The organism is Pseudomonas sp. R-28-1W-6 (assembly GCF_009799925.1).
Classification (GTDB): Bacteria; Pseudomonadota; Gammaproteobacteria; order Pseudomonadales; family Pseudomonadaceae; genus Aquipseudomonas.
Window position 1 is genome coordinate 103,201 of the sequence record NZ_WELK01000006.1, and the last position, 17,324, is coordinate 120,524.

A 17,324-nucleotide genomic window follows, 5' to 3' on the forward strand; every position below is an offset into this window, starting at 1 on the left:
GAGCAAGGATGAACCTGAATGAACTGGCCGCGCGCACGGCCCTGGTACTGGAAACCAACAACCTGCGCGGCGGCGCCGACCTGCAGCGGGTGGCCGCCAGCCTCGGCCGCCTGTTCCAGCACCTGAAGGGGCAAAGCCTGGCACTGACGCAGCTGGCCCAGGTGGTGGTGACCCATGACGGCCTGCCCGATGCCGTGTGCGAGGAACTGGCCCGGGCCGCCGGCCTGTCCCTGCAGTTCGTCCCGATCGAGGCGCAGACCGGCTACTACGCGGCGAAGAACCTCGGTTTTGCCGCGGTGCAGGGCGAGCGTTGCGATCACGTGGTGTTCGCCGACGCCGACTGCATTCCGGCCGCCGACTGGCTGGAGCAACTGCTCCTGCCGCTGTGCGCCGAGCAACCGCCGGCGGTGGTGGCCGGGCGCACCAGTTACAGCAGCAGTCTGGCCGGCACGGCGCTGACCACCATCGACTTCATGTACTTCCCCAGCCCGCTGGCCGCCGGCGCCACGCGCAACTTCTACGCCAACAACGTGGTGTTCCGCCGCGAGGTGTTCGCCGAGCATGCCTATCAGGCCCTGGACGGCTTGTATCGCGCCCATTGCCAGGTACTCGGCCTCAACCTGCAGGCCGCCGGTATCGCCCTGCACTATGCCGCGGCGGCGCATACCGAGCACCGTCTGCCGGATACGCGCGGCGAGGCGCTCAAGCTGCGCTGGATGCGTGGCCAGGACTCGGTCGGCCTGACCCCCTACCTGCTGCGCGCCTACCTGCCGCAACGCCTGCAGTGGCTGGCCCGCAGCGGTCCGCTGGCGCCGCTGGGCATCCTCCTGGCGCGCCTGTACTGCAGCCAGTGCGCGCTCAATCACCAGGACCTGCCGGCCCTGCATGGCCTGCGTGGGCTGGGCGCCCGGGGCCTGATCCTGGCGTTCTCCCTGGTCGACATGGCGGGTGCGCTGGCACGCGGCGTCGGCATCAACACCCTGGGCCGCACGGTGGCCGATGCCCAGGCGCTGTCCTATCACCGGGCCTGAGCGCCCCTGGCTAACGGAAGGGATTACCGTGAACGCAGCGTCTACCTCTCGACTTGTTTCCTCCCATCTGGCCGTGCTGCTGGCCCTGGGCCTGGGCAGCGGCATCACCCAGGCCGAGGAGTTCGGCGGCCGCGGCGTGTTCCCGTTCGCCAGCGCCAGCGGTTGCCCCCTGGCCACCGCTGCCGCGCCGCTGAGCGACTGCAACCGCATCGCCCTGGACGATGGTCACACCCGCGCGCGGCTGGACAGCGCCAGCAAGACCCTGGTGCTGCGCAACGGCCAGGATTACCCCGATGAGACCGTCATCGCCGATGTGCTGCTGCATGGCCGGGCGCGGGCGCAGAATGGCCAGACGGTGCCGGTCAGCCTGCATCTGCTGATCAGCAAGGAGGGCCAGGAATGGAGCACCAGCCTGCACGCCCATGCACCGGTGACGGGCGATCTGAGCGAGGTGCAGGTCGATCTCTATCAGGTGCAGGCCGACGTGGCGGGCAAGCGTCAATCCCTGCTGCAGCCGGATCACGCCCTGCAGGTGCTGACCTCGCCCTCGACTGCGGCGCGGCTGGCCAAGCAGTTCGTTCAGGTGCGCGACAACCGGGTCGAGGCGGCCAGGGCCGAGTATGCCGACATCACCATTGCCCTGGGCGTGGGGCCGGCCGCACTGCCGGCGTTGCGCGCCAGCCTGCATGTGCCGGGCGGCCATGCCGACCTGGCCAAGACCCTGCAGGGCGGCAGCTGGACCCTGGAGCTGCAGGCCTTGCGCAGCCGCCTGCCGCTGTCGGTGATCCGGCGCGACCTGTTTCTCTTCGGCCTGGAGCGGGTCGAGCTGCTGCAGCCCCTGCAGGCCGAGGGCTTCGCCAAGTACGACAAGCTGCTGCTCGGCGCGCGGGAGGGCAAGGGCTACCTGAGCTATCGCGGCCAGCGGATCGACTATCCGCAAGCCGGCGCGGCGGCCCAGGCATTTCTCCAGGACAGCTTCATCGGCCTGATCCTCGGCGCCCAGCAGCACGACGCGGCGCCATGAGTGTCGTGCCCCTGGCCCTGTTCGCCGCGCCGCAACTGCGCGGCTGGCCGCGCCTGCAGGCCTTCCTGGTCGACCGCATCAAGCGTGCCGCCCTGCGCCAGCTGCATGCCAGCCGCGCCGGCGAGCTGCTGTTGCTGCGCATCTACCTGATCGGCGAAGAGGCGACCGAGAAGACCCTGCAGCATGAGCTGCTGGCCAATCCGCCGGCCTGGCTGGAGCGCCAGGTGCGCCAGCACCTGCTGGAAGAGCAGGAGCACAGCGCGCTGTTCGCCGCGGCCCTGCGTGAACGCGGCATGCAGCCGCCCAGCGCGCCGCGTCCCGATCGCCTGAGTCAGGCCAAGATCCGCCGCTGGCAGCGCATTGCTCGCCGCCATGCCGCGCATTTCCAGCAGGGCCTGCTGGTGCCGGCCTATGCCATCGGCCTGTGCGCCGAGCAGATGGCCGAGAGGGTACTAAGCCGCCACTGCGCGGTGCTGCCGGCCGAACATCCGCTGCAGGGCCTGCTCGGCCGCGTGCTCAACGACGAACGCAAGCATGTGCGCCTGTGCATGCGCACCCTCGGCCTGAGCGTGGCCGAGCATGAGCTGCCGCACCTGCAGCAGCTGCTGGCCGAGGCTCGCGCGGTGGACCGCGCCTGGGGCGTCAGCGGCGCTGTGGGCCTGTACCTGGTCGGCGTCGCCTTGCGCCTGCGCGCCGGTTGGCGCCGCTGATGGCGGCGCGGATTCTCTACCTGGCCACCGCCGATGCCCGCGGCCACCTGATGCGCGCCCAGCTGCTCGCCCAGGCCCTGGGTGGGCGTGGCGCCGAGGTGACGCTGCTGACCACCTCCGACGCGGGCGTGGCCTTCCTCGCCGAGTTCGGTATCGCCGCCGAGGTGCTGTCGCGGCATTACGCCGTGCAGTTCGACGAGCAGCAGAACATGCAGCGCGAGGCGACCGACCGCACCGTCGCCCGCTACCTGTTCGACCCGCGCCGCATGCTGCGCGATATCTACTGGCTGCGCCGGCGCCTGGCCCGCGTCGATCTGCTGGTCAACGATTCCTTCCACCCGGCGCTGCTGGTGATGGGCTGCCTGCCGGTCTGGCGGCGCAAGATCGTCCATGTGTATGGCGCCAGCCTGCGCCAGGCGCTGCAGGAGAACTTCCACGGGCGCCTGCCCGGCTGGCTGGCGCGCGCCTTCGCGGCGGCCATCGGTTTCGAGCTGGGGCGTGCGCGGGCCCGGCTGCAGCATGATTTCGCCTATGCCGAGGCCCGCGAAAGCGCGCCGGCCTGTTTCGAACTGCCGACTCCGGTGGCCCTGGCCGAGCGCCCGGCGGCCTTGCCGCCGTCTTGCGCGGCGGTCTACCTCAATCCGCACTTTCGCGACCCGGCCCTGGCCGCGGGCGTGGAGCAGGGCCTGGCGCAGGTCGGCCTGGCCAGCCTGAGGGTGGGCGAGGGCTATGCCGAACGGGCCGGCTGGCTGGCGCGCGACCCGCGCTGGATCGATGCGGCGGCGCACAGCGCGCTGATCATCTCGGCACCGGGCATGGCCGCCTTGTCGGTGGCGCAGGTCTACCGGCGGCCGATCCTGCTGCTGGTCAGCGATCAGCCGGAGCAGCTGAGCAACGCCCGGCGTGCCGCCGAGCTGGGGTTGCGCCACGAGGTGCTGGTCTGGCGGGGCGACGCACCGCAGTTTGCCGAGCAACTGGCGGCGGCCAGCCGGCGCCTGATCGCGGCCGGCGCGGGCGAGCCGGATGATGCGCGGCTGCAGCATGCCCGGCGGCGCCTGGAGGCCTGGGTCGATTGCCTGCTGGCCTTGGCCGGCACGGCGGCGCAAAGGGCGGGGTAGAGCACTACTCGGAATAAAGTCGGGCTGGCATCATGCGCCCGACCTGTTGTCTACTGGCGCGTCGTCCCGGAGTGCTGTCACATGATTCGCCGCTCGTTGCCTGCCGCTTTTGCCCTGTTGCTGACCCTTCCCGTTGTTGCCGCCCCGGCGGAACCGCAGACCCTGTTCAACTTCGTGCGTCCGCTGGATGCCGTGCAAGTCAGCACCGAGCAGGCCAGCCTGCCGCAGCTGACCGCCGAGCCCACCGCCGAAGGCGAGGTGCTGCGCCGCGTGCTGTTCAATGCCGGCGAGCGGCCGACCCTCAGGCTGACGCCGCAGAGCGGCGACTGGGACTGGTCGCAGAGCGGGGCCATGAGCCTGCGCATCCAGAACGCGATGGATTGGGCGATCACCCTCGATGTGCACATCGCCAGCCGCGACGGCAAGGTTCTGCACAGCCGCATCGCCCTGCCGGCCGGCCCGGCGCAGACCCTGCTGGTGCCGCTCGCGGCCAGCTCGCCGCTGGCCCGCGGCATGCGCGCCGGCCCGCCGATGCCGATTAGCGTGGGCGGCCAGCGCATCCTGCTGGCGGAAACCGTCAGCGGCGAACTGAACGCGGCCCAGGTCAGCTCGGTCAGCCTGTCCCTGGAGCGCCCGAATGCGCCGCAGAGCGTGCTGCTCGGCCGCTTCGGCGTGCAGGCGGCGGATGCCGCGCAGCAGGCCGCCTACCACGGCATCATCGATGCCTGGGGCCAATACAGCCGCGGCCACTGGCCGGAGAAGGTCGGCAGCGACCAGCAGCTGCGCGAGGCCGCCAGCCGCGAGCAGACGCAGTTGCAGGCCTGGCTGCAGAAACGGCCGAACCAGGACCGCTTCGGCGGCCTGCTGGAAGGCCCGCAGTTCGAGGCCAAAGGCTTCTTCCGCACGGAGAAGCAGGCGGGCCGCTGGTACCTGGTGACCCCGGAGGGGCACCCGTTCTATTCCCTCGGGGTCAACGCCGTCAGTGCCTGGCAGAGCCGCACCTATGTCGAAGGCCGCGAAGCGATGTTCAGCGCCTTGCCCAAGGACGGCGAAGAGCTGGCCCGTTACTACGGCAAGAGCGACAGCCGCAGCGCCACCGGCGCCAACCGGGGGCGCGACTTCGCCCAGGGGCGCTGGTTCGATTTCTACCAGGCCAACCTGCAGCGCAGCTACGCCCAGCCATGCCCGCCGCTGGCCGCGCCGCCGCTGGCCGCTTCGCCGGCCCCGGCCGAGCAGCAGGCTGCCGCGTGCCCGCCCGCCGGCCTGGACGCGGCGCGCTGGACCGCGCACAGCCTCGACCGTCTGCAGGCCTGGGGCTTCAACACCCTCGGCAACTGGAGCGACGACACCCTCGGCGCGGCCCAGCGCATGCCCTACACGGTGCCGCTGTCGATCTCCGGCGACTACGCCACCATCAGCACCGGTCTCGACTGGTGGGGCGGGGTGCCCGACCCGTTCGACCCGCGCTTCGCCATGGCCGCCGAACGGGCCATCGCCATCGCCAGCCGCGACCGTCGCGACGATCCCTGGCTGCTCGGCTTCTTCGCCGACAACGAACTGGCCTGGGCCTCGCCCGGCAGCGAGCCCAAGGCGCGCTATGCCCTGGCCTACAACACCCTGCGCCTGACCACCGACGTGCCGGCCAAGCGCGCCTTCCTCAAGCTGCTGCGCGACAAGTACCGCAACCAGAATGGCCTGTCCAAGGCCTGGGGCATCCAGCTGAGCGCCTGGGAGCTGATGGAAGACCCGGGTTTCGAGGCGCCGCTGCCGAGCGCCGAGCACCCGCAGATCGAGGCCGACCTGCAGAGCTTCCAGCGCCTGTTCGCCGACACCTACTTCAAGACCATCGCCGATTCGCTGAAGTGGCACGCGCCCAACCACCTGCTGCTGGGCGGCCGTTTCGCCATCACCACACCCGAGGCGATTGCCGCCTGCGCCCAGTACTGCGATGTCATGAGTTTCAACTTCTACACCCGCGAACCGCAGCATGGTTATGACTTCGCCACCCTGCGCGCGCTGGACAAGCCGCTGCTGATCAGCGAGTTCCACTTCGGTTCCCGTGACCGCGGCCCGTTCTGGGGCGGGGTCAGCGAGGTGTACAAGGAAGAGGAGCGCGGCCCGGCCTATGCGCACTTCCTCGACAAGGCCCTGGAGGAGCCGACCATCGTCGGCGTGCACTGGTTCCAATACCTCGATCAACCGGTCAGCGGGCGCCTGCTCGATGGCGAGAACGGCCACCTCGGCCTGCTCGGCATCACCGACCGCCCCTGGCAGGGCTTCGTCGAGGCGGTGCGCAAGAGCAACCTGCAGGTTGCCGCGAAACTGCTCAAGGCCAGCCCGAAACCGACTGCGTCGCAACTTTGAGGCGCACCGTTGGTCTGACCGACGGCGCTGGCTGAAACGTCAGGATTCACATGCGCGGCTGCGGCTGGAACAATGCCGGCCAGTCTGACCGAGGAGTATCAGGTTGCAGATCCAGGGCCATTTCGACCTGCGTTTCGAAGCGCTGAAAGACGCCTTCGCCGAGTTGTTCAACGATCCCCAGGAACGTGGCGCCGCCCTGTGCGTGCAGATCGGCGGGGACACCGTGGTCGACCTGTGGGCCGGTGTGGCCGACAAGGACGGCGAGCAGGCCTGGCACAGTGACACCATCCTCAACCTGTTTTCCTGCACCAAGACCTTCGCCGCGGTGGCTGCCCTGCAGCTGGTCGGCGAGGGCAAGCTCGACCTGGACGTGCCGGTGGCGCACTACTGGCCGGAATTCGCCGCGGCCGGCAAGGCGCGCATCACCACGCGCCAGCTGCTGGCCCACACCGCCGGCCTGCCGGCCCTGCGCGAGCTGCTGCCGGCCGAAGCCCTGTACGACTGGGCGCAGATGACCACGGCCCTGGCCAACGAACAGCCCTGGTGGACGCCCGGTGAAGGCCATGGCTATGCGGCCATCACCTACGGCTGGCTGGTCGGGGAAGTGCTGCGGCGCATCGATGGTCGCGGCCCCGGCGAGTCCATCGCCGCGCGCATCGCCAGGCCCCTGGGCCTGGATTTCCATGTCGGCCTGGCCGACAGCGAATTCGCCCGCGTCGCCCATATCGCACGCAAGAAGGGCGAGCTGGGCGACGCCGCCGCGCAACGCCTGCTGCGCTGCATGATGAGCGAGCCGACGGCGATGAGCACACGGGCTTTCGCCAATCCGCCGTCTATCCTTACCAGTACCAACAAACCCGAGTGGCGGCGCATGCAGCAACCCGCAGCCAATGGCCATGGCCATGCCCGTTCGCTGGCCGGCTTCTATGCCGGCCTGCTGGATGGTCGCCTGCTCGAAGCCGAACTGCTCAACGAGATGACCCGCGAGCACGCCTGCGGCGAGGACAAGACCCTGCTCACCCGGACCCGCCTGGGCCTGGGCTGCATGCTCGACCAGGCCGAGGTGGCCAACGCCACCTACGGCCTCGGGCGCAAGGCCTTCGGCCATCCCGGCGCGGGCGGTTCGGTGGGCTTTGCCGACCCCGAGCGCGAGGTCGCCTTCGGCTTCGTCACCAACAGCCTCGGCCCCTATGTATTGATGGACCCGCGCGCGCAGAAACTGGCGCGTGCGCTGGGCCAATGCCTTTGAACCCCGTTTCGTGGATACCCGACATGCCTAAGCACGCGCTTTCCCTGCTGTTCTGCTTCACTCTCGCTGCCTGTGCCGGCTCTGCCGACAAGCCCGCGGAAAAAGCCGCCGACAAGTCCGCTGCCAGCAGCTGGTGGTCGTTCGGCAGCGTGGAGAAGGCCAAGACGCCGGCCGCCGTACCGAAGGTCGATCACCAGCTCACCGATGCCTGGCTCGACGAATACGAGCCGCGCCTGCGCGAGGCGCTGAAGGGCAGCAAGCTGCAGCTGGAACGGCAGAAGAACGTGCTGGTGGTGACGGCGCCGGTGCAGAGCTCGTTCAACCCGGACCGCCCGAGCATGCTGATGCCGGCGGTGCTCGGTCCCTTCACCCGGGTGGCCAAGCTGCTGGAGAAGGACCCCCGCACCGCCGTGCTGATTCTCGGCCACGCCGACAGCAGCGGCCAGGTCGAGGCCAACCGCAAGCTCAGCGAAGACCGCGCCAAGGCCGTGGCTTCGATCTTCCGCCTCAGCGGTCTGCAGCGTGACCGCCTGCTGCTCAAAGGCCTGGGCTCGGTGATGCCGCGTGCGGCCAACGACAGCGCCGAGGGCCGCGCCCTCAACCGCCGGGTGGAAATCGTGCTGACGCCGCAGCCGACCCTGGTCGCCCTGCTGGCCAAGTACAGCCAGCCGGCGGCTCCGGCACAAACTGTCGCAGATCAAGGTAAGCAGGTGGCGGTCGAGTAAGCTGGAGCTGTCATTTTCAGGAGGCTTCACCATGGCCCATACCCTGGCCGATATGCGCCGCGACTACACCCGCGATGGTCTCTGCGAGACCCAGGCTCCGGACGAGCCGTATTCCCTGTTCCGCCAGTGGTTCGCCGATGCGGTGAAAACCGAGCAGCCGCCGGTGGAGCCCAACGCCATGACCCTGGCCACGGTGGACGAGGCCGGTCGCCCGCACTGCCGCGTGCTGCTGCTCAAGGGCCTGGACGAGCGCGGCTTCACCTTCTTCAGTAACTACGACAGCGCCAAGGGCGAGCAGCTGACTGCCCGGCCGTTCGCCGCGATGACCTTCTTCTGGCCGACCCTGGAGCGCCAGGTGCGCATCGAGGGGCGGGTCGAGCGGGTCACGGCCGAGGAATCGGATGCCTATTTCCAGGTGCGCCCGCTGGGCAGCCGCCTGGGCGCCTGGGCCTCGCCGCAGAGCCGGGTGATCCGCGATCGCGGCGAGCTGGAAGGGCTGCTCAGCGAAGCCGAACAGCGTTTTCTCGATAAGGCGCCGCACTGCCCGCCACACTGGGGCGGCTATCGCTTGCTGGCCGAGCGCATCGAGTTCTGGCAGGGCCGCTCCAGCCGCCTGCATGACCGCCTCAACTATCGCCTGCAGGACGCCGGCTGGTTGCGCGAGCGCCTGGCGCCCTGAACCGCGGCGCTGCCGGGGTGCGTACGCCCCGGCATGGCTTGGCCGGCGGCTGCCGCCGGGCATGAGCGGCGGCGCAGCCCGCCTCAGGCGCAGCGGTACTCGTCGGCGGCGCGTTGTAGCCAGGCCGGCAGTTCGCCGCGCTTGACCCCGGCGGCCTTGGCCGCGTCGAGGCGTTCGAGCATGTAGGCGCGTTTGGCCGCGTCGTCGCCGGCCAGTGACAGGGCCAGGTCGCGGTCGACCCAGCGCTTGATGCGCACGTACAGCCACCAGTGGAAGTACAGACCGGCGGCGGTGGTGATGAAGATGATGAAGTAATCCATGCGGCGATCTCGACGTGGCTGATGGCGCCACCTTAGCCAAATCGGGGCCAGGCGAGAACCGGACCTATTGTCGCGACCAGCCGCTAAACTAGTGGAACAAGGTGCGAGTGACATCCCTCGGTCGGCAGGGTCTAATGTTCACTGCCTTTCACGGAGAGAATCAAATGCGTAAATCCATGCTGTTGACTGCGACTGTTGCCGCCCTGACGCTCACGCTGGGTGGTTGCGTGTCCAACCTCAGTGGCGACAGCTACAGCCGCGACGAGGCGCGTAAGGTGCAGACCGTGCGCATGGGCACCATCGAGTCGCTGCGTCCGGTGAAGATCGAGGGCACCAAGACGCCGATCGGCGCCGGTGCCGGTGCGGTGGCCGGCGGTGTGGCCGCCAGCGGCATCGGCGACGGCCGCGGTTCGGTGGTGGCGGCGGTGATCGGCGCGGTCGCCGGTGGCCTGCTCGGTTCCATGACCGAGGAAGGCCTGACCCGCACCCAGGGTGTGGAAATCACCGTGCGCGAAGACGACGGCACCCTGCGCGCCTACGTGCAGGAAGTGCAGGAGAATGAAATCTTCCGTGTCGGCGAGCGCGTGCGCATCATGAGCGTCGACGGCACCAGCCGCGTCGCCCACTGAGGCGCCAGCGGGCCGTTGCAGGCAATCGCAGGTTGCCGGTGGGAGCGGCTCGCGGCGTGAAGCCAGGCTTGCACGGGGGAGGCTGCGGCCGATGGCCAGGGGCCAGAAAAAAGCCGGCGTGATGCCGGCTTTTTCATGCCCGGGATTCAGGCATTCTTGCGCGCGGCGGCGGCCGTGATGGCATAGCCGAGGATGGCGGCAAGCACCGAGCCGGTGAGGATGCCGATGCGATCGGCGCCGGCGTACTCGCTGACTCCGGGCGGGAAGGCCAGGGAACCGACGAACAGGCTCATGGTGAAACCGATGCCGCAGAGCACCGCGACCCCCAGCACCTGGCCCCAGTTGGCCCCGGCCGGCAACTGGGTCGCCCGGCTCTGCACCGCCAGCCAGGTCATGCCGAACACGCCGACGGTCTTGCCCAGCAGCAGGCCGGCCGCGATGCCCAGCGGCACCGGGCTGATGAAGCTGTCCAGGCTCAGGCCGGCCAGCGGCACGCCGGCGTTGGCGAAGGCGAACAGCGGCAGGATGCCGAACGCCACCCAGGGGTGCAGGGCGTGTTCCAGGGCGCGGGCTGGCGAGGGCACGCCAGCGGCGGTGCGCAGCGGGATGATCAGCGCCAGCACCACCCCGGCCAGGGTCGCATGCACGCCGCTCTTCAGCACGCAGACCCACACCAGCAGGCCGATCACCAGGTACGGGCCGAGCTTGGTCACGCCCAGGCGGTTGAACACCAGCAGCAGGCCGAGCAGGGCGCCGGCGAGCACCAGCGACAGGGTCGACAGCTCGGCCGAGTAGAACAGGGCGATGACGATGATCGAGCCGAGGTCGTCGATGATCGCCAGGGTCATCAGGAACAGCTTGAGCGACAGCGGCACGCGCTTGCCGAGCAGGCCGAGCACGCCGAGGGCGAAGGCGATGTCGGTGGCCATGGGGATGGCCCAGCCACTGGCCGCGTCCGGATTGCCCCGATTGAAGAACAGGAACACCAGCGCCGGCACCAGCATGCCGCCGATCGCCGCCGCGCCGGGCAGGATGAGCTGGGATGGCTTGGCCAGGTGGCCTTCGAGTACCTCGCGCTTGATCTCCAGGCCGACGATGAGGAAAAACAGTGCCATCAGGCCGTCGTTGATCCACAGCAACAGGGGCTTGGCGATCTGCAGGGCGCCGACCTGGACGGCCACCGGGGTATCCAGCAGGCCGTTGTAGAGAAAGGCCAGCGGCGAGTTGTTGCTGATCAGGGCCAGGACGGCGGCGGCAATCAGCAGCAGGCCGCTGGCGGATTCCAGCTGGAAGAAGCGGGTAACGGCATTACGCAGAGTCAAGATACAGACCTCCTGAACGGGTTTCGGAGTTAACCCTATCCCGTGAAGCAGTTTTATAAAACAAAAATTATATTCTTTTTAGTTATTAAAAATTGCAGAGCCTGTCCCTGTGGCTGCAACAGTTGCCGCCAATCGACGGCCTGACTGTATCGGTGTGGCGGCCGGCAACGCTTCTATACTGCGGCTTTGCCTATGGGGATTGGGAATGCACAGCGGGCACGGGCGTGGGCTGGCGATGGCGTGTCTGGTACTGGCCATGGCCCTGTGGGGCAGCTCGTTCATCGCCCTCAAGTTCGCCTTCGGCGAGCTGCCGCCGATGTGGGTGATCTTCGGCCGCATGGCCCTGGGCAGCCTGGTGTTCCTGCTGGCCTGGCGCTGGCGCGGCCGGCTCGACTACCGCGCCGGCGACTGGAAGTACCTGCTCGCCCTGACCGCCTGCGAGCCCTGCCTGTACTTCATCTTCGAGGCCCTGGCGTTGCAGAACACCAGCGCCGCCCAGGCCGGGATGATCACCGCGCTGTTGCCGCTGCTGGTGGCGATGGGCGCCTACGTGTTCCTGCACGAACGGATCGCGCGCACCACCCTGGCCGGCTTTCTCCTGGCGGTGGTCGGTTCGGTCTGGCTGAGCCTGGCCGGCGAGGCCAGCAGCGGCGCGCCGGCGCCGCTGCTGGGCAACTTCTACGAATTCCTCGCCATGCTCTGCGCCACCGGTTACACCCTGCTGCTGAAGTTCCTCAGCGAGCGCTATTCGCCCTTCATCCTCACCGCCATGCAGGCCTTCATCGGTTCGCTGTTCTTCCTGCCGCTGGCGCTGGCTACCGAGCCGTTGCCCAATGAGTTCAGCCCCCTCGGCGTCGGTTCGGTGGTGTACCTCGGTCTGCTGGTCACGGTCGGCGCCTATGGCCTGTACAACTACGGCGTGAGTCGCCTGCCGGCCAGCCAGGCATCGGGGTTCACCAACCTGATCCCGGTATTCACCCTGATCTTCGCCGCGCTGCTGCTGGGCGAGCGCCTGAGCCCGCCGCAATACCTGGCCGCGGCGCTGGTATTCTTCGGCGTGGCGCTGAGCCAGTGGCGCAGCAGCGCACCGGCGCCGGCGGGGATTCTCGACTGATGCGATAGCGCCCGGTAGGGTGGGGGCGGCTCAGGGCTTCGGCCAGGCCAGCAGCACATCCAGCAGACGGTTGGCGAAGGCCCATTCGTTGTCGTACCAGGCCAGCACCTTGACCAGCTCGCCGCCCTGCACGCGGGTGTGGTTGAGGTCGACCACGCAGGACACCGGGTAGCCGTTGAAGTCGCAGGACACCAGCGGCAGCTCGTTGCACTCCATCACCCCCAGCGGGAATTGCCGTGCGGCTTTCTGCAGGCTGGCGTTGATCGCCGCGCGGCTGGTCGGTCGTTCGCTGCTGAAGGTCAGGTCGAGCAGCGACACGTTGGCGGTCGGCACGCGCACGGCCAGACCATCCAGGCGCCCGGCCAGATCCGGGATGACCAGGCCGATGGTCTTGGCTGCGCCGGTGCTGGTGGGGATCATCGACTGCGCCGCGGCGCGGGCGCGGTAGAGATCGTTGTGGGTCTTGTCCAGCAGGTTCTGATCGTTGGTGTAGGCGTGTACGGTGGTCATCAGGCCCTGGCGGATGCCCACCGCGGCGTGCAGCGCCTGGGCCAGCGGGGCCAGGCAGTTGGTGGTGCAGGAGGCGTTGGAGACGATCTGCTGGTTGCCCAGCAGGTGGTGGTTGATGCCGTAGACCACGGTCAGGTCGGCGCTGTCCAGCGGGTGCGAGAGCAGCACCCGGGGCGCACCGGCGCTCAGGTGCTGTTCGGCCAGCGCGCGTTTCTTCAGCTTGCCGGTGCAGTCGACGACCACGTCGACGCCGAGCCGCTTCCAGGGCAGCCGGCCGATCTCGCGCTCGCCGAGCAGGCGAATCGACTGGCCGTCGACCTGCAGGATGTCGTCGTGCAACTCGACCTGGCCATTGAAGCGACCGAAGGTGGAGTCGAAGCGGGTCAGGTGGGCGAGGGTGGGGAACTCGCCGAGGTCATTGATCGCCTCGACGTGCAGCTGGCTTTGCAGCCCGCGCTGAAACAAGGCGCGAACCAGGGCGCGACCAATGCGCCCGTATCCGTTCAGGGCAATGCGCAGCATGGCAGTCTCCCACTGGCGGGTTTGCCTAGAGCATAGGCGCCCGGCTGGCGGGCTGCCCCGCGGTGCTGCCTTCTAGAGGCTGAACACAGTCGCAATAGCGGGCGACGCGCGCACCACAGGCTTGACCCGGGTACTGCTACGCGAGATCGAGGGCCGTTCTCAGCGGCTGCGCGCGCCACCGATCGAGGCGCAGCCGCGCTGGACCTGGCCATTCAGGCGCAGTTCGGCGCTGAGGTGCTGCACCGTGCCGCTCATGCTGTCGGTGCAGCGTTGCGGGGCGACCCACAGCTCCAGGCGCTGGCCGTTGGCCTCGCTGCTGAGGCTGTAGCGGCCGTCCGGCAGCGCCTCTTCCAGGTACGGCAGCGCCAGCACCGGCTGGCCGGGGCGGAACAGGGCCAGGCCCTTGCCGGTGACGCTCAGGCTCCAGTCCGGCTCGTTGCCGCTGGCGCGCAGGAGCAGGCGGTTGAAGCCCGGCTCGTCGCAGCCGGGGCCTTCGCGCTGGATGCGGTAGACCTCGCTGAGCTGCAGCTTGCCGTCGCCGCCTTCTGCGCTGCCGGCCGCCAGCTGGCCGCGCAGGTCGGCGAACAGCGGACCGGGGCCATCGGCCAGGAGCAGTGCGGCCTCGCGCATGATGTCGCTGTTGCCGTCGTTGCCGATGCTGAGGCGGCGTTGCTCGCCGCAGGGGCGGAACTGCAGGGCGCCGTTGCTGGCGCTCAGTTCGCCCTGCAGGCGCAGGCTCGGTGCCGCCGGCTCGGGCTGCGTGGCGAACATCTGGCAGCCGGCGAACAGCGGCAGCAGGGCGAACAGCAGGGTACGGGCAGGCAACATGAGGGGCTCTCCAGGCAAAGTGCGGCCACGTTACCCACAGCCGGCGCGCAGCTCAAGACACTAGGTACATTCCCAGGCCCGGCGACACGTGGCAGGCTAGGTGCCTTTGTCACTGCCAACGGATTTCCCCATGTCCAGCGAAGCGCACAGCACCCCGGGCCAGGCCCCACTCAGCGCCGTGGAGGCGCGCATCCTCGGCTGCCTGATCGAGAAACAGGCGACCACCCCGGAAACCTACCCCCTGACCCTCAACGCCGTGCTGCTGGCCTGCAACCAGAAGACCAGCCGCGAGCCGCTGATGAACCTCACCGAGGGCCAGGTCGGCCAGGGCCTGCGCAGCCTCGAGGGGCGCGGCCTGAGCCGGCTGGTGATGGGTGGGCGCGCCGACCGCTGGGAGCAGCGCGCGGACAAGACCCTGGAACTGGTCAAACCGCAGGTGGCACTGATCGGCCTGCTGCTGTTGCGCGGCCCGCAGACCCTCAGCGAACTGCTCACGCGCAGCAATCGCCTGCATCCGTTCGAGGATGTGGCCGAAGTCCAGCACCAGCTGGAGCGCCTGGCCGCGCGCGAACTGGCCTGCCTGCTGCCGCGCCAGAGCGGGCAGCGCGAGGATCGTTACATGCACCTGCTCGGCGAGCCGGCCGACCTGGAGGCGCTGCTGGCCCTGCGCAGCCAGGCCGACAGCGCTCCGCGCGGCAGCAGCGCCGATGATGGGCGCCTCGCCGAGCTGGAGACGCGGGTGGCGACCCTGGAAGAGCGCCTGGCTCGCCTGGAAGCAGCCCTGGGTCAGTGACCGCTCAAGAGCCTGTTTACGACTCCCGTAGGGTGCGCCAAGCGCACCGCAAGCCACACAATGGCCTCTGGTGCGCACGGCGCACCCTAGGCAAAGGACGTCCAAGTCCACATCCGTGTGGTCTTTGGCGCGGCCGTGAACGAAACGGGAACAGCCCCTAGCCCAGCTTCAGGATTCATTAAGACTCGCTGCCGATACTTCCCTCCATGAATTCGCCCCGTGGAGGGAGCCCGATGCGCAATACCGACTGGAACATCCCCTTTCCCCTGCATTTCGGCAGCGATCCGCAGCAGCAGATGAGCCTCGACCTGGCCGGCGCCGAGGCCGCCGAGCGGGCGGCGCTGGAGCAGTTTATCCAGGCGCGCTTCAGCGAGGCGCATGGCGCCGCCGTCGCCCACTTCATGCCCGACCTGCTCGGCCTGTACAGCAAGGACGGCGCCTTGACCGCCGTCTCTGGTGCGCGCCTGGCCACCCAGGAACCGCTGTTCCTCGAACAGTACCTGGAGGAGCCGGTGCAGCAGGTGATCGGCCGTCTGCAGGGGCGCCCGGTGGCGCGTGGCGATATCGTCGAAGTCGGCAACCTGGCCGCCAGCAGCGCCGGCAGCGCGCGGCTGATCATCGTCGCCATGACCTGCCTGCTGGCCCAGCGCGGCCTGGAGTGGGTGGTGTTCACCGGCGCCGCCGGCCTGATCAACAGCTTCCGCCGCCTGGGCCTGGAACCGCTGCGCCTGTGCGAGGCCGACCCGCTGCGCCTCGGCGAGGAGCGGCATGCCTGGGGCGATTACTACGTGCATCGCCCGCAGGTGTTCGCCGGCAATATCCGCTATGGCTATCGGCGCCTGCAGGAACAGGACGTGCCGGCACGTCTGGGTTTTCCTGCGGCCTGTCTGGAGGACAGCCATGCAGCCTGAAATGCGATACCTGCACGACGCGCTGAGCCGCCATGCCAGCGAGCGCCCGCAGCAGATCGCCCTATGGGGCGACAGTGCGCGGATCGACTACCAGAGCCTGCTGGCCGAGGTGCAGCAGCGCCAGGCCGTGCTCCGCCAGCAGGGCGTCGAGGTGTTCGCCCTGGCCATGGACAACGGCCCCGAGGCCGTGCTCTGGGACCTGGCCGGGCTGTTCGCCGGGATCGCCTGCGTGATCCTGCCGCCGTTCTTCAGCCCGGCCCAGCGCGCCCACTGCCTGCAGCAGAGCGGCGTCAGCCTGGTGCTGGCCGATGCCGGCATGAGTGCCGAGCTGGAGGCCCTGGGTTTCCGGCGTGACCGGCAATTCTGGCGCGCCAGCCAGCCGGTCCGCGGCCTGCTGCTGCCGGCCGGCACGGCGAAGATCACCTATACCTCCGGCACCACCGGCGCACCGAAAGGCGTGTGCCTGAGCGCCGAGGCATTGCTGCGGGTGGTGCGCGAACTGGAGCAGGCCAGCCGCTCCAGCGCGCCCCAGCAGTACCTGGCCGTGCTGCCCCTGGCGGTGCTGCTGGAGAACCTCGGCATCTACGCCGCCCTGCTGGCCGGCGCCACGCTCAGCGTGCCGTCGCAGCGCGAGCTGGGCATCAGTGGCGCCACCGGGGTCGACTGGGTGCGCCTGTTCGGCATGATGGCGGCGCGCAATACGCAAAGCATGATCCTGGTGCCGCAGCTGCTGCTCGGCCTGGTCGTGGCGGTCGAGCGCGGCGCCTTCCCGGCCGCCAACCTGCGCTTCGTCGCGGTTGGCGGGGCGCGGGTCTCGGCGGATCTGCTGGCCCGTGCGGCCAAGGTCGGCCTGCCGGTGTTCGAGGGCTACGGCCTGTCCGAATGCGCGTCGGTGGTCTGCCTCAATCGCCCCGAGGCCAACCGCCCCGGCACCGTCGGCCGGCCGTTGCCGCACGTCCAGGTGCGCCTGGGCGACGACGGCGAGGTGCTGGTCAAGGGCACGACCCTGCTCGGTTACCTGGGCGAGCCGGCGTTTACCGGTGAGTGGTGGCCGACCGGCGATATCGGCGAGTTCGATGCCGATGGCTACCTGCAACTGCGCGGACGCAAGAAGCACCAGTTCGTCACCAGCTTCGGCCGCAACGTCAACCCGGACTGGGTCGAGGCCGAACTGACCCAGCGCGCCGGCATCGCCCAGGCCTTCGTCTACGGCGAGGGCATGAGCCAGAACGTCGCGCTGCTCTGGCCGCGCGACCCGGCCTGCAGCGACGCGCTGCTGCAGGCGGCGGTGGACGAGGCCAACGCCGGCCTGCCCGATTACGCCCGGGTGCACCACTGGCTGCGCCTGGCCGAACCCTTTACCCCGGACAACGGCCTGCTCACGGCCAATGGCCGGCAGCGCCGCGAGGCCATTCTGGCCCGCTACCGCGAACAGCTTTGCCCATCCCTTTCTTCATCTGTCAGTGCCTGAGGTA

The 17,324-nt window shown here is 69.2% G+C and carries 16 protein-coding genes and 1 pseudogene; 13 read left to right on the top strand and 4 right to left on the bottom strand.

The window, feature by feature from the left end:
* Window positions 1-8: 8 nt before the first annotated feature.
* The 8 genes and pseudogenes from F3I62_RS13395 to pdxH all read left to right on the top strand — a co-directional run bounded on the left by F3I62_RS13395 (window position 9) and on the right by pdxH (window position 8,900).
* A complete protein-coding gene (locus F3I62_RS13395) occupies window positions 9-1,031 on the top strand; it encodes a glycosyltransferase family 2 protein (RefSeq protein ID WP_160490138.1) in 1,023 nt (340 codons plus the stop codon).
* 28 nt (window positions 1,032-1,059) lie between these two features.
* Window positions 1,060-2,055: a hypothetical protein gene (locus tag F3I62_RS13400; RefSeq protein ID WP_160490139.1), complete on the top strand. Its 996-nt coding sequence runs from the start codon at window positions 1,060-1,062 to the stop codon at window positions 2,053-2,055.
* Window positions 2,052-2,765 (top strand): hypothetical protein, encoded by a 714-nt coding sequence (locus F3I62_RS13405; RefSeq protein WP_160490140.1) that lies wholly within the window; start codon window positions 2,052-2,054, stop codon window positions 2,763-2,765. Before F3I62_RS13400 ends, F3I62_RS13405 begins: the two co-directional genes overlap by 4 nt.
* Complete coding sequence (locus tag F3I62_RS13410; protein ID WP_160490141.1) at window positions 2,765-3,883, top strand: glycosyltransferase family 1 protein; 1,119 nt, start codon at window positions 2,765-2,767, stop codon at window positions 3,881-3,883. Before F3I62_RS13405 ends, F3I62_RS13410 begins: the two co-directional genes overlap by 1 nt.
* An 81-nt stretch (window positions 3,884-3,964) precedes the next feature.
* Window positions 3,965-6,247 (top strand): beta-agarase, encoded by a 2,283-nt coding sequence (locus tag F3I62_RS13415; RefSeq protein WP_160490142.1) that lies wholly within the window; start codon window positions 3,965-3,967, stop codon window positions 6,245-6,247.
* 103 nt (window positions 6,248-6,350) lie between these two features.
* Complete coding sequence (locus F3I62_RS13420) at window positions 6,351-7,496, top strand: serine hydrolase domain-containing protein (protein WP_160490143.1); 1,146 nt, start codon at window positions 6,351-6,353, stop codon at window positions 7,494-7,496.
* 23 nt (window positions 7,497-7,519) lie between these two features.
* Window positions 7,520-8,197: pseudogene (locus tag F3I62_RS13425) on the top strand (OmpA family protein); the annotation flags it as partial.
* Window positions 8,198-8,252: 55 nt separating this feature from the next.
* The gene (gene pdxH, locus F3I62_RS13430) at window positions 8,253-8,900 is read left to right on the top strand and encodes a pyridoxamine 5'-phosphate oxidase (RefSeq protein WP_160490145.1); all 648 of its coding nucleotides are present in this window, start codon (window positions 8,253-8,255) and stop codon (window positions 8,898-8,900) included.
* 83 nt (window positions 8,901-8,983) lie between these two features.
* Here pdxH and F3I62_RS13435 read toward each other — a convergent pair whose 3' ends face one another.
* Window positions 8,984-9,220, bottom strand: a complete 237-nt coding sequence (locus tag F3I62_RS13435; protein WP_160490146.1) for a hypothetical protein — start codon at window positions 9,218-9,220, stop codon at window positions 8,984-8,986.
* A 164-nt stretch (window positions 9,221-9,384) separates the two neighbouring features.
* Between F3I62_RS13435 and F3I62_RS13440 the strand changes: the two genes are divergently transcribed.
* Window positions 9,385-9,849: a glycine zipper 2TM domain-containing protein gene (locus F3I62_RS13440; protein WP_160490147.1), complete on the top strand. Its 465-nt coding sequence runs from the start codon at window positions 9,385-9,387 to the stop codon at window positions 9,847-9,849.
* Between the two features lie 146 nt (window positions 9,850-9,995).
* Here the strand turns inward: F3I62_RS13440 and nhaA are convergent, their stop codons facing one another.
* Window positions 9,996-11,171, bottom strand: coding sequence for a Na+/H+ antiporter NhaA (gene nhaA, locus F3I62_RS13445; protein ID WP_160490148.1), 1,176 nt, complete (start codon window positions 11,169-11,171; stop codon window positions 9,996-9,998).
* A gap of 205 nt (window positions 11,172-11,376) precedes the next feature.
* On the opposite strand from nhaA, the gene F3I62_RS13450 reads away from it, so the two are divergent.
* Window positions 11,377-12,285: a DMT family transporter gene (locus F3I62_RS13450; protein WP_160490149.1), complete on the top strand. Its 909-nt coding sequence runs from the start codon at window positions 11,377-11,379 to the stop codon at window positions 12,283-12,285.
* Between the two features lie 30 nt (window positions 12,286-12,315).
* Here F3I62_RS13450 and gap read toward each other — a convergent pair whose 3' ends face one another.
* Both gap and F3I62_RS13460 read right to left on the bottom strand, forming a co-directional pair.
* Window positions 12,316-13,317, bottom strand: coding sequence for a type I glyceraldehyde-3-phosphate dehydrogenase (gap, locus tag F3I62_RS13455; protein WP_160490150.1), 1,002 nt, complete (start codon window positions 13,315-13,317; stop codon window positions 12,316-12,318).
* A gap of 159 nt (window positions 13,318-13,476) precedes the next feature.
* Window positions 13,477-14,145: a COG3650 family protein gene (locus tag F3I62_RS13460; protein WP_160490151.1), complete on the bottom strand. Its 669-nt coding sequence runs from the start codon at window positions 14,143-14,145 to the stop codon at window positions 13,477-13,479.
* Between the two features lie 130 nt (window positions 14,146-14,275).
* On the opposite strand from F3I62_RS13460, the gene F3I62_RS13465 reads away from it, so the two are divergent.
* The 3 genes from F3I62_RS13465 (at window position 14,276) to F3I62_RS13475 (ending at window position 17,320) form a co-directional block, all read left to right on the top strand.
* On the top strand, window positions 14,276-14,938 hold the full coding sequence (locus F3I62_RS13465; RefSeq protein ID WP_160490152.1) for a YceH family protein: 663 nt from the start codon (window positions 14,276-14,278) through the stop codon (window positions 14,936-14,938).
* A gap of 233 nt (window positions 14,939-15,171) precedes the next feature.
* Window positions 15,172-15,849, top strand: coding sequence for a thermostable hemolysin (locus tag F3I62_RS13470; RefSeq protein ID WP_160490153.1), 678 nt, complete (start codon window positions 15,172-15,174; stop codon window positions 15,847-15,849).
* Window positions 15,839-17,320 (top strand): AMP-binding protein, encoded by a 1,482-nt coding sequence (locus F3I62_RS13475; RefSeq protein WP_160490154.1) that lies wholly within the window; start codon window positions 15,839-15,841, stop codon window positions 17,318-17,320. Before F3I62_RS13470 ends, F3I62_RS13475 begins: the two co-directional genes overlap by 11 nt.
* Window positions 17,321-17,324 lie beyond the last annotated feature (4 nt).

Coding starts and splice junctions, on each gene's coding strand:
- F3I62_RS13460 (WP_160490151.1), bottom strand. CDS start 14,145: ATGTTGCCTGCCCGTACCCTGCTGTTCGCCCTGCTGCCGCTGTTCGCC.
- F3I62_RS13435 (WP_160490146.1), bottom strand. CDS start 9,220: ATGGATTACTTCATCATCTTCATCACCACCGCCGCCGGTCTGTACTTC.
- pdxH (WP_160490145.1), top strand. CDS start 8,253: ATGGCCCATACCCTGGCCGATATGCGCCGCGACTACACCCGCGATGGT.
- F3I62_RS13395 (WP_160490138.1), top strand. CDS start 9: ATGAACCTGAATGAACTGGCCGCGCGCACGGCCCTGGTACTGGAAACC.
- F3I62_RS13450 (WP_160490149.1), top strand. CDS start 11,377: ATGCACAGCGGGCACGGGCGTGGGCTGGCGATGGCGTGTCTGGTACTG.
- F3I62_RS13440 (WP_160490147.1), top strand. CDS start 9,385: ATGCGTAAATCCATGCTGTTGACTGCGACTGTTGCCGCCCTGACGCTC.
- F3I62_RS13405 (WP_160490140.1), top strand. CDS start 2,052: ATGAGTGTCGTGCCCCTGGCCCTGTTCGCCGCGCCGCAACTGCGCGGC.
- F3I62_RS13470 (WP_160490153.1), top strand. CDS start 15,172: ATGCGCAATACCGACTGGAACATCCCCTTTCCCCTGCATTTCGGCAGC.
- gap (WP_160490150.1), bottom strand. CDS start 13,317: ATGCTGCGCATTGCCCTGAACGGATACGGGCGCATTGGTCGCGCCCTG.
- F3I62_RS13415 (WP_160490142.1), top strand. CDS start 3,965: ATGATTCGCCGCTCGTTGCCTGCCGCTTTTGCCCTGTTGCTGACCCTT.
- F3I62_RS13465 (WP_160490152.1), top strand. CDS start 14,276: ATGTCCAGCGAAGCGCACAGCACCCCGGGCCAGGCCCCACTCAGCGCC.
- F3I62_RS13410 (WP_160490141.1), top strand. CDS start 2,765: ATGGCGGCGCGGATTCTCTACCTGGCCACCGCCGATGCCCGCGGCCAC.
- F3I62_RS13475 (WP_160490154.1), top strand. CDS start 15,839: ATGCAGCCTGAAATGCGATACCTGCACGACGCGCTGAGCCGCCATGCC.